Origin of the sequence: Streptomyces sp. NPDC048566 (assembly GCF_043199735.1) — a bacterium.
Classification (GTDB): Bacteria; Actinomycetota; Actinomycetes; order Streptomycetales; family Streptomycetaceae; genus Streptomyces.
The window spans coordinates 279,727-293,728 of record NZ_JBICWL010000005.1; the positions used below are offsets into that span (position 1 = coordinate 279,727).

At 74.1% G+C, this 14,002-nt stretch carries 14 protein-coding genes; 3 read left to right on the forward strand and 11 right to left on the reverse strand.

Features of this window, described 5'->3' with window-relative positions; translation table 11 throughout:
* Positions 1 to 74: 74 nt before the first annotated feature.
* A complete protein-coding gene (locus tag ACGFS9_RS11935) occupies positions 75 to 716 on the reverse strand; it encodes a TetR/AcrR family transcriptional regulator (RefSeq protein WP_393252457.1) in 642 nt (213 codons plus the stop codon).
* Between the two features lie 233 nt (positions 717 to 949).
* Between ACGFS9_RS11935 and ACGFS9_RS11940 the strand changes: the two genes are divergently transcribed.
* The 3 genes from ACGFS9_RS11940 (at position 950) to ACGFS9_RS11950 (ending at position 5,856) form a co-directional block, all read left to right on the forward strand.
* Positions 950 to 2,545, forward strand: a complete 1,596-nt coding sequence (locus ACGFS9_RS11940) for a DHA2 family efflux MFS transporter permease subunit (protein WP_393252459.1) — start codon at positions 950 to 952, stop codon at positions 2,543 to 2,545.
* On the forward strand, positions 2,545 to 4,836 hold the full coding sequence (locus ACGFS9_RS11945; protein WP_393252461.1) for an MmgE/PrpD family protein: 2,292 nt from the start codon (positions 2,545 to 2,547) through the stop codon (positions 4,834 to 4,836). The genes ACGFS9_RS11940 and ACGFS9_RS11945 overlap by 1 nt, the downstream gene beginning before the upstream one ends.
* 93 nt (positions 4,837 to 4,929) lie before the next feature.
* The gene (locus tag ACGFS9_RS11950; protein ID WP_393252463.1) at positions 4,930 to 5,856 is read left to right on the forward strand and encodes a GDSL-type esterase/lipase family protein; all 927 of its coding nucleotides are present in this window, start codon (positions 4,930 to 4,932) and stop codon (positions 5,854 to 5,856) included.
* An 87-nt stretch (positions 5,857 to 5,943) separates the two neighbouring features.
* Here ACGFS9_RS11950 and ACGFS9_RS11955 read toward each other — a convergent pair whose 3' ends face one another.
* From ACGFS9_RS11955 to ACGFS9_RS12000, 10 genes are all read right to left on the reverse strand, one after another.
* A complete protein-coding gene (locus tag ACGFS9_RS11955) occupies positions 5,944 to 6,426 on the reverse strand; it encodes an SRPBCC family protein (RefSeq protein ID WP_393252465.1) in 483 nt (160 codons plus the stop codon).
* A gap of 26 nt (positions 6,427 to 6,452) precedes the next feature.
* A complete protein-coding gene (locus ACGFS9_RS11960) occupies positions 6,453 to 7,688 on the reverse strand; it encodes a beta-ketoacyl-[acyl-carrier-protein] synthase family protein (RefSeq protein ID WP_393252467.1) in 1,236 nt (411 codons plus the stop codon).
* Complete coding sequence (locus tag ACGFS9_RS11965; RefSeq protein WP_393252469.1) at positions 7,688 to 7,927, reverse strand: acyl carrier protein; 240 nt, start codon at positions 7,925 to 7,927, stop codon at positions 7,688 to 7,690. The genes ACGFS9_RS11960 and ACGFS9_RS11965 overlap by 1 nt, the downstream gene beginning before the upstream one ends.
* A gap of 69 nt (positions 7,928 to 7,996) precedes the next feature.
* On the reverse strand, positions 7,997 to 9,019 hold the full coding sequence (locus tag ACGFS9_RS11970; protein WP_393252471.1) for a beta-ketoacyl-ACP synthase III: 1,023 nt from the start codon (positions 9,017 to 9,019) through the stop codon (positions 7,997 to 7,999).
* Positions 9,016 to 10,071, reverse strand: coding sequence for a fatty acid desaturase family protein (locus ACGFS9_RS11975; RefSeq protein WP_393252473.1), 1,056 nt, complete (start codon positions 10,069 to 10,071; stop codon positions 9,016 to 9,018). The genes ACGFS9_RS11970 and ACGFS9_RS11975 overlap by 4 nt, the downstream gene beginning before the upstream one ends.
* The gene (locus ACGFS9_RS11980) at positions 10,068 to 11,054 is read right to left on the reverse strand and encodes a VlmB-like protein (RefSeq protein WP_393252474.1); all 987 of its coding nucleotides are present in this window, start codon (positions 11,052 to 11,054) and stop codon (positions 10,068 to 10,070) included. The genes ACGFS9_RS11975 and ACGFS9_RS11980 overlap by 4 nt, the downstream gene beginning before the upstream one ends.
* The gene (locus tag ACGFS9_RS11985) at positions 11,051 to 11,659 is read right to left on the reverse strand and encodes a flavin reductase family protein (RefSeq protein WP_393252475.1); all 609 of its coding nucleotides are present in this window, start codon (positions 11,657 to 11,659) and stop codon (positions 11,051 to 11,053) included. Before ACGFS9_RS11985 ends, ACGFS9_RS11980 begins: the two co-directional genes overlap by 4 nt.
* Entirely contained in the window at positions 11,656 to 12,147 is a 492-nt protein-coding gene (locus tag ACGFS9_RS11990) for a hypothetical protein (RefSeq protein ID WP_393252477.1), read from the reverse strand. Before ACGFS9_RS11990 ends, ACGFS9_RS11985 begins: the two co-directional genes overlap by 4 nt.
* The gene (locus tag ACGFS9_RS11995) at positions 12,147 to 12,707 is read right to left on the reverse strand and encodes a type II toxin-antitoxin system RatA family toxin (protein ID WP_393252479.1); all 561 of its coding nucleotides are present in this window, start codon (positions 12,705 to 12,707) and stop codon (positions 12,147 to 12,149) included. Before ACGFS9_RS11995 ends, ACGFS9_RS11990 begins: the two co-directional genes overlap by 1 nt.
* Positions 12,708 to 12,709: 2 nt before the next feature.
* Positions 12,710 to 13,996 (reverse strand): aspartate aminotransferase family protein, encoded by a 1,287-nt coding sequence (locus ACGFS9_RS12000; protein WP_393252481.1) that lies wholly within the window; start codon positions 13,994 to 13,996, stop codon positions 12,710 to 12,712.
* Between the last annotated feature and the right edge of the window lie 6 nt (positions 13,997 to 14,002).

The window sequence follows — 14,002 nt, forward strand, 5'->3', positions numbered from 1 at the left end:
GTCGGCGCACGCGGCGTCCGCGCGGGGCGTGGTCCACCCGGCGGCGGTCCGGGTGCCCCGCCGCCGGGGCTCGTTCAGCCGAGGTCCGGGTCGCCGAGGCCGCGGTGCGCCAGTTCCAGCACGGATGCGGTGACGGCTTCCAGGTCGATGGGTTCGTCGCGGCTGATCAGATCGTCGAGGAGGCCGTCCGCGGCATGGAAGACCAACCGGCAGGCGAGGCCCGTGTCCCGGGCACGGAAGGCCCCGACCAGGGCGCCGCGCGCCACGAAGTCGCACATCAGGTCCACGACCCGCTGGTTCGAGGCGTGGCACAGCTCCAGGGCCTTGGCGTTGGCGGAGCGGTAGACGACGCGGTGCAGGTCGGCGTTGTCGACGGCGTGCTCGACCATCGTGCGAATCAGCCGGTCCAGGCTCGGCCACCAGGCGCCGCCCTCGTCGAGCATGGCGCGGGTGTCGCGCAGGAAGACGTCGACGTACTCCTCCCACATCGCGCCGAGCAGGTGGTCCTTGGAGTCGAAGTAGAGGTAGAAGGTGCCCTTGGCCACCTCGCCCGCCTCGGCCAGCTCGGCGACCGTGGCCGCCGCGAAGCCCTTCTCGCGGAAGACCTCGGTGGCACCTCTGATCAGCGCGGAGCGGCGGTCGTCGGGGCTCATGGTCCGGCGCTTGCGGCGCGCCGGCTTCCCCGGGTCGGTCTCTGCTGCCGCTGCCGTCGCCATGGTCTCGTCTCCTGTCCGGCGATCCCCGTCGGGCGCGTGGGACACCGCCCACCAATCTACCGTCCCACACTGACTGACCGTCGGCCAGTTGACTGACTGACCGTCGGTCATTAGCCTCGAAGCGTCGTGGCGCCCGGCTGCACCGGCCCCTTCCCACCCCCTGATCCCGCCCGGCCATCCGTCCCCGGACGTTCGACGCCTCCGACCCCGACCTTCGACACGAGGGAACCGTGATGAGCGACACCACCGCCCAGGGCCAGCGGAAGGGGCTTCTGCTCGCCTTCCTCTGCTTCGGCGTGTTCATGGTCTATCTCGACGCCACGATCGTGAACGTGGCGCTGCCCGACATCCAGGAGGAGCTGTCGACGGACATCACCCAGCTCCAGTGGATCATCGACGCCTACACGCTCACCTTCGCCTGTCTGCTGCTGACGTCGGGCACCCTCGGTGACATCCTCGGCCGCAAGAAGATCTTCCTGGCGGGACTGGTCGGCTTCACCCTCACCTCCGTGCTGTGCGCCGTGTCCGACTCGATCGGCCTGCTGCTCGTCGGGCGCACCCTCCAGGGGGTCTGCGGCTCGGTGATGATCCCGGTCTCGCTCGCGCTGGTGTCCGCCGCGTACACCTCCCCCGCGGCCCGCGCCAAGGCGATCGGCATCTGGGCGGGCGTCGGCGGCATCGCGCTGTCCACCGGGCCCGTGCTCGGCGGCGTGCTCGTCGACCACTACGGCTGGCAGAGCATCTTCTGGGTCAACGCGCCCGTCGGCGTCATCGCCACCGCCGTGCTCGCCCGCCTCCTGACGGAGAACCGCTCCGTGCGCGAGCGGCGGCTCGACCTCGTCGGGCAGCTCCTGTTCATCACGACCATCGCGGCCCTGGCGTACGGGCTCATCGAGGGCAACGGCAAGGGCTGGACGTCCGGGATCATCCTCGGAGCGTTCGCCGGCTCGGCCGTCACACTGCTGCTGTTCGTGCTGTGGGAGCTGCGCCACCCCGATCCCATGCTGCCGATGAGCTTCTTCCGCAGCCCCATCGTGGTCGTCGCGGGCATCGTCAACTTCCTCAGCCTCTTCGGCCTGTTCGCGGCGATCTTCCTGCTCACCCTGTACCTGCAGAGCATCAACCGGCTCAGCTCCGTCGAGACCGGCGTGCGGTTCCTCGCGCTCACGGTGCCGATCATGATCGCCTCGTTCGCCGCCAGCGTCGTGGCCGCCAAGATCGGGCCGCGGCTGCCGATCGCCGTCGGGTCCGTGCTGTCGGCCGGCGGCCTGTTCGGGCTCACGGTCCTGGAGACCGGCTCCGGGTTCGGCAGCTACTGGTGGTCGCTCGCCCTGCTCGGCGTCGGCGTCTCCTTCACCGGCGCGCCCGCCACGGTCGCCCTCCTCGGGTCCGTCCCGGCGGAGCAGGCGGGCACCGCCTCCGGCGTCTCCAACACCTTCCGCCAGGTCGGCACGGTCTTCGGAGTCGCCCTCGCCGGTGCCCTGCTGCTGCGGCACCTGCGCGACGGCATGCCCGGCGCGCTCGCGGACACCGGCCTGCCCGCCCGGACGCAGGCCCAGGCGGTCGACCTGCTCGGCGACGGCGACCTGTCCCGCCTCGCCCTCCTTCCCCCCGGGGCCCGGGGGCCGGTGATGGAGGCGGTGAGCCCGGTCTACGTGGAGGGCATGCACCTCGCCATGGAGATCGCCGGTGCCGGTGCCCTGGTCGGCGGGCTGTTCGCGCTGGTCTTCCTCAAGGGCGGGCGGCGCACCGAAGCGCCCGGCGCCGCAGCCGCGGACGGCCGCGACCAGGACGGCCTCCCGGTCGAGACCGCCGGGCAGCACTCCTGATGCCCGGCTCGGCGACGACTCCCCCGGAGCGGGACCCGGCCCCCGGCCCGGACCGCGTCCCGCCCGTCCCTCCGGCACCGGCCCGCAGCGCCTCCGGGCCGGCCCCCGCCGCCGGGCTCGCCCCGCGCCCAAAACCGTCCCGGGAGCCGGAGCCGGCGAAGCGTCCGGCTCCGGTCTCCGCGGCGACGGGCTCCCCGCCCGGGGCCGGGGAGCCGGACCGGCACGCCGCGCCCGGCGACGCCGGCATCCTGCGCCGCCTCGGCGACTGGGCGGGACGGCTCGACCTCGACGACGCGCCCGCACGCGTGGTCGGGCACCTCAAGAGCCAGATCCTCAGCCAGCTCGGCGCCGCCCGCGCCGGGTACGGCCACCCGCTCGGCCGGCGCATCGAACGGGCCTACGGCGGCCCGCTCCAGGACGATCCGCAGCGCGCCGTCCACTCGCTGTCCATGGCGACCGTCTGCCTGGACTACGACGACACCGCCTACGCCGGGCACCTCTCGCACTCCACCGTCAACGTCCCCCTCCTCTACGCCCGTTCACTCGGGCTCGACGGACACCGGCTGCTGACCGCGGTGCTCGCCGCCAACGAGACCGCCGCCCGGATCACCGCCGCCGCGACCCTCGGGCCGTTCCGCGGCCAGACCGCCGGGCACACCCACCTCGCCGGCGCGGTCGCCGGGCGGCTGCGCGCGGAGAACGCCCCGGCCGGCCTCTGGACGCACGCCCTGGGCATGGCGTTCTCGGTGCCGACATGGAGCCTGTCGCGCGGCTTCTTCCACACCGACGCCAAGGTGCTGGTGGCCGCGGTGCCGGTGCAGATCGGGCTGAGCGCGTGCGACGGGGCGCGGGCCGGGCTGACCGGGCCCGAGGACGTCCTGGAGCACCCGCAGGGGTTCCTGCACCGGTTCGCCGACATTCCACTGCCCGAGGAGGCCCTCGCCGGACTCGGCAGCCTCTGGCACAGCGAGACCTTCTCGTACAAGATCCACCCGGGCAGCGCCTACACCAGCGCCGCCGTGGACTGCGCGGCCGAACTGCACCCCGCGCTCGCCGGAACCGACCCGGACGACATCGCCGAGGTGGTGGTGGAGGGCTCGGTGTTCACCGCCGGACTCGACCGCATCGCCCGGCAGCACCGGATCGGCCCCGGGTCCCCCGTCGCCGCCCTGAACTTCTCCCTCCCTTACAACGTCGCCACCGCCCTGCTCACCGGCTCGCTGCGCCCGCGCGACCTCGCCGCGCCCGCGGTGGACCGGCCCGACCGCTGGGAACTCGCCGGCCGCGTCCGCACCGAGCACGACCCGGCGTTCAGCCGGCACGCGCTGCTGGCCACCGCCCCGCTCGGCCAGGCGCTCCGGCGGGCGGGCGAGCGGGCCGACGCCTGGGTCCGCGCCATCGACGACCGGGCCGCCGACGCCCTGCCGCCCGCCTGGCTGGAACCGGAGACCGACTTCCGGTGGGCCACCAAGAACCTCGGCGCGCGCGTCACCGTGCGGCTGCGCGACGGACGCGAACTGCGCGCCGAGCGGCGCTCGGCGGTGGGGGCGGCGGGCGGGGCCGACGGCACCGGCCACGCGGCGCTCGCACGGGCCAAGTTCCTCGGCTGCGGCGGCGATCCGGAGGCGGCCGACATGGTGCGCGATCTGGAGGACCTCGGCCCCGGGGAGGTCCGGCGCCTGGTGGAGCTGGCCCTCGCCGGACCCGACGCCCGCGCGGCGCCCGGCCGCGCCCGCCGTGCCGAGGACGGACGGGACGCACTCGATGCCCCAGCCACCCCACGCACCGGAACGAAGGAGCCTGCCATGCGCACCGCTGCTCTGGAGGATGCCTACGCGGACCTGATCGCCGCCGCGGGCGAGGCGCCGCCCGGCACCGGGGCGTCCGCCGCCGGTGAGCACGGCGTGGACTGGACGCTCGCCCATGTCGCGCTGAGCGACCGGCTGCTGGCCTCCACGGCCCGACAGGTGCAGGGCGGCGAGGCGGCCCGACTGGACAACGGGCCCGCCATGGACCCGAAGGCGGTCGAGGAGCTGACCTCCTCGGTGGACCGCGACGTCCTGGTGGAGCTGGTCCGCCGCAACGCCGCCGAACTCGTCGGCCTCGTGGCCCGGATGCCGGACAATCGGGGGGCGACGCCGGTGGCCGTCCGCCTCGTCGGCGACCAGGGCGAGGAACTGTTCGACGGAGCCGTGCCGTGGGGCGAGATCGTGCGCCTGCGCGCCGAGGACCACCTCCCGGGGCACGCGGACCGGATACGGCGCGCCGCGCGGGCCCCGCAGGACTCGTGAGCGGCGGCCTCGCCCGGCGTTCGCACGCGCACCACCACGGCCTGCCCGGCTCATGGGGAGAGCGGGGGGCCGCCGACCGAGGGGGGACGGCCGGTGACCGGATCGGGAGAACGACAGGGCCCCGCGCAGGACCGGTTCCACGGACAGAAGCCGAACCGGGGCCTGGTAGGCCGGCGGGACGGCGGGGAGCGGACCGGCCGTGCGCGGTCCGCGGGCGGGAGCGGGCCGGCGAGCGAGAGCGGCGGGCACACCGGTCGGCGCGCGGCGGGAGACCCCGCCGATCCGTGCCCGCCCGGTGAGCAGGCCGCCGGCCGTGCCCCGCGCGGGCCCCTCGGCGCCGAGGCCCCGGGCGAGCACGCGGACCGGTGGTGCCTGTCGCCGGGCGAGGGCGCCGAGCTGTTCGCCGACGCCGAGTGGCGGCGCGCCGTGGTGCTGGGCGACAGCATCGCCGACTCCGTGGGGATGACCGTCGTCCCGGGCTGGGCCCGCGCCCCCTGGACCGACCGGGTCGCCGCGGCGCTGCGCGAGGCGCGTCCCGGGTTCGCCTGCCTGCATCCGCGGGGCAGGCGGGACCTTCCGCTCTCCCACGTCCGGTCCACCCAGCTGGCCGACGCCCTGGGCTTCGGCGCGGATCTCGCCCTGCTCTCCTGCGGGGCCGCCGAGTTGCGCGCTGCGTCGTTCGAACCGGACGTCATAGAGATGGAGTTGGGCAGGATTCTGGCCGCCCTGCGCTCGGCCGCCTGCCGGACGGTGCTGGTGGTCACCCCGTTCGACCTGGCGAGTGCCGGTTCGCCGCCCGCCGCGCGGCGTTCCGCCGTCCGGGCCCGGCAGCGCCTGCTGGTCGAGCGGGTCGAGTCGGTGGCGCTGCGCCACGGCTGCGTCGCCGTCGACCTCGCCGCGTACGGGGGCGCCGCCGCCTCAGGGCTGTGGGGGACGCGCCCCGGACGGCTGAGCAGCCGGGGGCACGCGCTGGCGGCGGCCGCGGTGGTGCGGACGCTGGGCGGGCTGCCCCGGACGTGAGACGGGGCGCGCGGAGTGTGCCGCCGGGGTCGACTCCGGCAGGCACTCCGCACGCCCCGCCCGGGGTGTGCCGTGCTCGCTGTCCCGCTATCCCTCCAGTGCCTCCTTCAGCCTCCCGAGGGTCGCCCGCATCCCCGCGGTGTTCGCCGCGTGCCGCACCGGCGCCCTGGTACCCGTGAAGAAGCCGAGCAGTTCGGCCGGACGGCCCGCGCGGCCCGTCCGCAGGTCCTGCCAGTACTCGGTCACCCGGGTGCCGCCCTCCTCGGCCGCGAACCGGTAGCCCCACAGGGCGATCGGCAGACCGAAGCTGGTGACGCGAAAGGCGAAGTCCCGTCCCTCCTCGGCGCGGACGACACGGCAGTCGGTGAACCAGAGCCAGGGGCCCTTGCGGTTGAAGCCGGTGAACCGGGTGCCGCGGGTGACCGGCCCCCGGCCGTGCACCCAGACCCCGACGCACTCCGGGGAGAAACCGGCCATCCTGCGTACGTCGCTGATCGCGCGGTAGGCCCGCTCCGGGGCCGCGCGCACCAGCACGCTCTCCTCGACCCGCCACCTGCGTCCCTCGGACACCTGCCACGCCTCCCGTTCGCGCGCCGTCAGGCCCTGCTGAAGACCAGGACCGCGTTCTGGCCGCCGAATCCGAAGGAGTTGCTGACCGCGACCTCCACCGGCATCGCACGGCCCGCCTTGGCCACCACGTCCAGGTCGACCTCCGGGTCGGGGCTCTCCAGGTTCGCGGTGGGCGGGACGAAGCCGCTCTCGACGGTGAGCACGGTGGCCACCGCCTCGATGGCGCCGGCGGCACCGAGCGCGTGCCCGACCACCCCCTTGGTGGAGGTCACCGCCGGATGCTGCCCGACGACCCGACGGATCATGCGGGCCTCGGACACGTCGTTGAGCGGCGTGGAGGTGCCGTGCGCGTTGACGTGGGCGACCTCCGCCCCGGTGACGCCCGCGTCCGACAACGCGGCCCGGACGGCGAGTTCGGCGCCGGCGCCCTGCGGGTCGGGGGCGGTGGCGTGGTGGGCGTCGGCCGAGGCGCCGTACCCGCTCACCAGGGCGCGGACCCGGGCCCCGCGTGCCGCCGCGTGCTCGGGCCGTTCCAGGACCAGCACGGCGGCGCCCTCGGCCGGGACGAAGCCGTCGCGGTCGGCGTCGAAGGGCCGGGATGCCTCGGCCGGGGCGCCGCGCCGCTTGGACAGGGCGCCCATCTGGCTGAATCCGGAGACGATCGACGGGACGAGCGGCGCCTCGGTCCCGCCGGTCAGCACGATGTCGCACCGGCCGCTGCGCAGCAGTTCGCGGGCCACGCCGACCGCGGTCGTCCCGGAGGCGCAGGCGGTGGCCGTGACGAGGTTGGGGCCGCGCGCCCCGCACTCCATCGCCACGTAGCCGGCGGACATGTTGATGGACAGCATCGGGATGAGCAGCGGCGAGACCTTCAGGGGGCCCTCGTCGCGCAGCACGTCGTGCTGCTTCTCCCAGGCGGCGGCGCCGCCGATCCCGTTGCCGAGGACGACGCCGACGCGGCTGCCGTCCCAGGCGGACGGGTCGAGCCCGGCGTCCGCCAGGGCCTCGGCGGCCGCGGCGATCGCGAACTGGTTGCACCGGTCGAGCCGCCAGGCCTTGCGCCGGCCGACCGCCGCCGCCGGGTCGAAGTCCGGTACGGCGCAGCCGAAGTCGGCGGGGGTCCCCTGGAGGGCGGGGACGGTCCCGGCGGCCGTGCCCTCGCCGGCCCGGATGCGCTGCCAGGAGGCGGGCACCCCGATCCCCGCGCACGTGACCATCCCGACCCCGGTGACGGCGGCGTCGTAGCGGGAGGCAGCCGCCATCAGGCGGCCACGCCCTTCGCCTCGATGACCTCCGCGGCGCGGGAGATGGTGTCCCGCGAGCTGATGTCCTCGTCGTTCACGGGCACGCCGAACTCCTCCTGGGCGGCCAGGGACAGCTCCACCATGGCCAGCGAGTCCAGTTCCAGGTCGTTGAAGGTCTGTTCGGGGCTGATCTCGTCGGCCTCCAGTCCGAAGCCGGCCTGGAGCAGCTTGACCATGCGGTGGTAGACGTCGCTCATGACTGATTCTCCCGTTGGTCGTGATGAGTTCGCGGTGCGGATGGGTGGGCGGATGGTGGTCGGTGGTCGTCAGGCCGGCTGGATGTCCGGCCAGGTCACGGTGCACGCGCCCCAGGTGAGGCCGCCGCCGAAGGCGGTGAGCAGGACCCGCCGGCCCGCGGTGAGGGCCCCGGAGCCGTGCGCGTCGCCGAGGGCGAGCGGGATGGACGCGGCGGCGGTGTTGCCGACGCGGTCGAGATTGACGAAGCAGTCCGCGCGGTCGACGCCGATCCGGTCCGCGACGGCGTGCAGGATGCGCAGGTTGGCCTGGTGCGCGACGACGAGGTCCGGGCAGGCCCCGGGCCAGCCGGTGCGGGCGAGGACCCGGCGCGAGGACTCGGTCATCCGCTCGACGGCGTTGCGGAAGACCGCCTTGCCGTTCATCCGGAAGTAGGGGTCCGCCCCGTCCCCGGCCGTCGGGTACGGGTGGCGCGATCCGCCCGTGCGGACGGTGATCAGGTCGCTGCCGCTTCCGTCGCTGCCCAGGTCGAAGGGGCCGAGCGCGCCGGGCTCGTCGGGTTCCCCGGCGCGCAGCACCACCGCTCCGGCACCGTCGCCGAAGATGGCGCGGCTGGAGCGGTCCGCGGGGTCGAGGATGCGGGAGAAGGTCTCGGCGCCGATCACCAGGACGCGGCGGGCGGTCCCGGCGGCGATGAGTCCGGACCCGGCGGCGAGCCCGTAGAGGAAGCCGGTGCACACCGCGGCCACGTCGAACGCCGGGACGGTGCCCAGTCCGAGCCGGGTGGTCACCAGCGGGGCGGTCGCCGGGCAGGGGTGGTCCGGGGTGGTCGTCGCCACGATGACGGCGTCGACGCCCCGGTCGCCCGTCGCCGCGGCGGACTTCAGCGCCCGGCCGCCCGCCTCGACCGCGAGGTCGCTGGTCGCGGTCGACGCGTCGGCGATGTGCCGCCGCCCGATGCCGGTGCGGCTGCGGATCCAGGCGTCGGAGGTGTCGACGAGCCCGGAGAGCTCCTCGTTGGTCAGCGCGTACGGGGGGACGCAGGTGCCGAGCCCGCACACGACGGCCGCCCGGCCGGTGCCCCGCGCGTTCATGAGACCCCGCTCTCCAGCCGCGCCACCTCGTCGCTGACCTCGTCGAGGTAGCCGGCCACCTCGGCGTAGGACTCCAGGACCGACACCTCCACGTACGGCAGTCCGCTGCGCAGGCAGAAGTCCTTGACGATGGGCTGGGCCCTGCGCAGGTTGGTGCGCGGCATCGACGGGAAGAGGTGGTGCTCGATCTGGTAGTTGAGGCCGCCGTAGAAGAAGTCCCCGAAGCGGCTGGGCTTGAGGTTGCGGGAGGTGACCACCTGGCGTGTGAGCCAGTCCAGTTCCTCCTTCTCGCCGTCGCGGACCGGCATGCCCTTGTGGTTCGGGGCGAACATCAGGCCCATGTAGAAGCCGAACACCGCCTGGTGGAGGACCAGGAACGCGACCGCCTTGCCGGGGGGCAGGACGTAGAACAGCGCGGCGACGTAGAGGACGAGGTGCAGGCTGATGACGGTGAGTTCGGTCCTGCGGTACTTGGTGAGCGCGCCCCGGCTCGCGGCCACGTAGCCCGACAGGTGCAGGCGCAGGCCCTCCAGGGTGATCAGGACGAAGAACATCCAGGACTGGTGGCGGACCACGAACCGCTGGAAGCGGGTCGTGCGCTTGACGCGGTCGCCGGCCTCGAAGATGACCTGCCGGCGCAGGATGTCGGGGTCCATCGAGAGGTGGTTGGGATAGTTGTGGTGGGCGGTGTGGTGCTTGACCCACCAGCCGAAGCTGACACCGGTGAGCAGGTTGCCGTGCACGTAGCCGATGACGTTGCCGGCCTTGCGGGTGCGGACGATCTGCCGGTGGCCGGCGTCGTGGCCGATCAGGTCGGTCTGGCCGAACATCAGGCCGAGGAAGGCGGCCACGGCCAGCTGCCACCAGGTGTCGCCGAGCAGCGCGAAGGCGGTCCAGCCGGCGATCAGCAGCACGGAGTTGAAGGCGATCTTGTAGACGTACCAGCCGGGGCGGGTGTCCATGAGTCCGGCGTCCTTCACCAGCCGGGTGATCTCCTCCAGGGTGCCGGAGCCGCCCGTGCCCGGTGCCCCCCGCTCGTCGACGGTGGTCATATCGCCTCCTCCAGGCCCATGTAGGCGAGCCGCTTGCGCTGCATCGACTCGGCCCACTCCTGCGCGGTGCCGACGCGTTCCTCGACGGAGGTGTCGACGAGGCGGCGGCCCGGCCAGATCTCGTGGTCGCCGACGAGGTCGCGGTGCTCGTCCAGGCCCTGCTGGAAGAGGGTCTCGCGGCGCAGCGTCATCTCGGTCGCGGGCAGGTCGTCCCAGAGCTTGCGCCCGCGGGTGATCAGTTCGAGGATGCGCTCCTTGTCCTCGGGGTGGGCGAGCAGGTGCTCGCGGGCCACGGAGCTGCCCACCGTGAGGTGGCGGATCTCGTCGATGCCTGCGCCGCGCTCGACGTCGGCGGCGGCCGGGTCGAAGACGCGCCACTTGAGTTCGGAGAGCTGTGCCGCGGGGGCCAGCACGCCTTCGACGAGGATGGTCAGGACGACCACGCCTCCGATGAAGTCCTGCTGGTCGCGCAGGACTTCGAGGCCGAGGTTCTCCAGTGGCACGAGCACGGCGTCGCGGTCGGCGGCGGCGAGCCGTTCGACGGTGGCGAACAGGTCGCGCTCGGCGACGCCGAGGCTCAGCAGATGGCTGCGGAAGACCATCGCGTGCCGGGCCTCGTCCATCAGCTGGGTCGTGTAGAACTCCATCGTGGCCGTGTCGGGCGCGAGGGCCACCATGTACCCCAGTGCGCGGGTCGCCTTGTCCTCGGCGATGGAGCGGAAGGCCAGCTCCTGGGTGAGCGCGTCGTTGAGCGGCCCCGGGCGCCGTGTCACCTCGTGCGGTGTCACGTGCTCGTCGTGGCCGAGCACCTTGCCGCGCAGGGTGCCCTGGGGCACGGCGCGCAGCCAGTACCGCAGGTCGCAGTCGGCGGCGCCGAGTTCGAGGGTGTTGGCGCCGTCGACCAGGGACGGCGCGCGGTCCCAGTCGGCTTCCGCGGGAACGGTGTGGTCCTCGGGCCGCGGGCCCGTGGGGAGGTCGGTCATGGTCGGCTCCGGATCGTGTCGTCGGGCGGGGCGGCGGGCGGGAAGCGGTGCAGGTCGCCGGCGAAGTTGACCAGCGGCGGCTCGGTGGTGGTGCCGAGCCGGGCGTCGGCCACCAGCGCGAGGACGAGTTCGTGGTCGCCGGCCGGTACGGTGCGCGTCACCCGGCAGCGCAGCCAGCCGACCGCGCCGCCGAGCAGCGGCACCCCGTCGGCGGTGTGCCCGGCCCACACGCCGCGGCCCGGCCGGCCGAGTCCCTCGCCCCGGTCGGACCGGGCGAAGTGCCGTGCCAGCGGGTCCTGCCGGCCCGCCAGGACGTTGACGGCGAACGCGCCGGACGCCAGCAGGGCGGCCAGGCCCCGGCTGTCGCGGCGCAGGGCGACGGAGACCATCGGCGGCTTCATCGAGGCGAGGGTCAGGGTGCTGACGGTGACGCCGTGCGTGCCCTCGTCCCGGCCGCAGGTCAGGACGGTCACGCCGGTGGCGAACCGCCGGGTGGCGGCGCGGGCCGTGGCGGTGCGGCTACCGGCCGGCCAGTGCGCCCCGGGGTCCGGCGTCCCGGGGTCCGGGGACACCGCGCCGCGGGACGTGGTGCTCGGGACGGTCATGGCGTCGTCCTCGCGTCGAGCCGCTCGACCAGGCGGTCGTCGCCGGCGGCGGCCGCGAACTGGGACCGGAAGCGCTGGAAGGCCGGGTTCGCCACCGGTTCGAAGTCCAGGCCGAAGGGCTTGAGGAAGTTGCCGAACAGGGCCCGGTCGCCGAAGAGGTGGATGGGCAGCACGAGCAGGGCCCACTCGGCACCGGCCAGCCAGATCCAGGCGAGCGCGACGACCGTCTGGGTGGCCAGGCTGTGCATGGTGTTGTAGAGGACGTAGTACACCTTGGAGATCGCCTTGTCCTCGCTGCGGTGGTAGGCGATCGCGCCCGGGATGTACCCGACGAGGTCGATGTAGAGGAACAGGGCGACGGCGGGCAGCCAGCGCACCTCGGTGATGTGGGCGAAGAAGAAGCCGAGGGCGACGGCGAGGCCGACCGCGTACTCGGCGCGGATCAGCCGGTAGGTGACCGGGGTGTCGAAGGTGTTCTTCGCGTCCATCAGGCGGCCCCCGCGCTCAGGACGGTGGGCGCGTCCGCCTCGGCCCGCAGCTGCGCGGCGCGGACCCGGGCCAGCTCGACGGCCCGCACGAGGGCCTCGTCGCCCACCACCTCGGCCTCGGCGAACAGGCTGGTGACGACCAGGCCGATCGTCTCGCGGAACACCCGTTCGGCGACCGGGTCGAGGATGCCCGCGAGGCTCGGGATGCCGAAGTCGAACTCGGTGGAGAAGTCGATCAGGCTGTCCCCGCCGTCGGCGCGTATCCGCCAGGTGCCGGAGAACTCGGCGAAGTCCCCGTCGGTCTGGGCGAAGGCGATGGTGAGTGCGGCCCGGTCGAAGGTGTCGGTCTCGCTCCAGCGCAGGATGCCGTTGCGGAAGTACACCTCCCAGTCGCTGTGTTCCTCGCCGTCCCCGCCCGCCGGCCCGGAGGCGGGCCGGGTGACCGTCACCGACCGGACGACGGGCGAGAGGGCGGGATAGGCCGCGAAGTCCTTGACACGGTCGAAGGCGTCGGCGGGCGTGACGGCGACGGCGCGGATCGTGACCTGTGCGCTGCGCATGGTCAGGCACCTCCTGAGGTGGGTGTGTAGCGGGCGGCCTGGGTCCGGCAGGCGCGGTCCATCGCCTCGTAGAGGAACTCCAGGTCCGTGCTGTCGAGCACGGCGGGCGGGGTGAGGCGCAGGACCAGATGGGAGTTGAGGGAGTGGTTGGCGATGACGCCGTTCTGGATGAGTTCGATGAGCAGGTCCCCGGCCGGGCCGGGTTCGGCGAACTCGATGCCGAGCATGAGCCCGCGTCCGCGCACCTCGCGGACCACGCCGCCGAAGTGGCCGGTGACGATGGAGCGCAGTTCGCCGAGCATCCGCGCGCCGATGTCCCGGGAGCGGGTGACGAGGTCGTCGCCCCGGATCGCCTCGATGGCTCCGCGGGCGGCGGCCATGGCGAGGGGCGCGCCGGAGAAGGTGGAGGTGTGCAGGTAGGGGTCCCGGTCGAAGGCCGTGAACACCTCGGGGCGGGCCACGACCGCCGAGACGGGGACGACGCCGCCGCTGAGCCCCTTGCCGACGAGCAGGATGTCCGGCACCACGCCGTCCGCGTCCGCACCCCACCAGGTGCCGAGCCGGCCGAGGCCGGTCTGGATCTCGTCCAGCACCAGCAGGGCGCCGAACTCCTCGCACAGCGCGGCGACCTCGGCCAGGTAGCCGGGCGGCGGGATGACCACGCCGGCCTCGCCCTGTACGGGCTCGACGAAGACGCACCCCTCGCCGGGGATGTCCGCGAGCACGGTCCGCAGTGCCCCGGCGTCCCCGTAGGGGACGTGGGTCGTGCCGGGCAGCAGGGGCCGGAACGGGTCCTGGAAGAGGCTCTTGCCGGTGAGGGTCAGGGCGCCCATCGTCTTGCCGTGGTAGCCGCCGTCGGTGGCGACGAGCCGGGTCCTGCCCCGGGTGCGGGCCAGTTTGATGGCCGTCTCCACGGCCTCGGCGCCGGAGCCCGCGAAGTGGACCCTGCCCAGCCCCGGGGGTGCCACCGAGACCAGGGCGTCGGCCGCGAGCGCCGCCTGCGGTTCGAGGAAGATGCGGGTGGCCACCGGGTGGGTGTGGAGTTGTTCCGCCACCCGGCGGATGACGGCGGGGTGCCGGGCTCCGGTCAGGAAGACCCCGTAGCCGCCGCAGTTGAGGAAGGTGCGGCCGTCGGAGGTGGTGACCCGGGCCCCCTCGGAGGCGACCTCGACGTGACCGCCGAACATCTCCCCGAGGGTGGCGCGGCCCCGGCTGAGCCGGTTGCGGTACAGGCGCCCGAGTTCGTGCCGGTCCGGCAGGACGTCGGGGGCGAGCGGAGTGGTCGTCACGGTGCC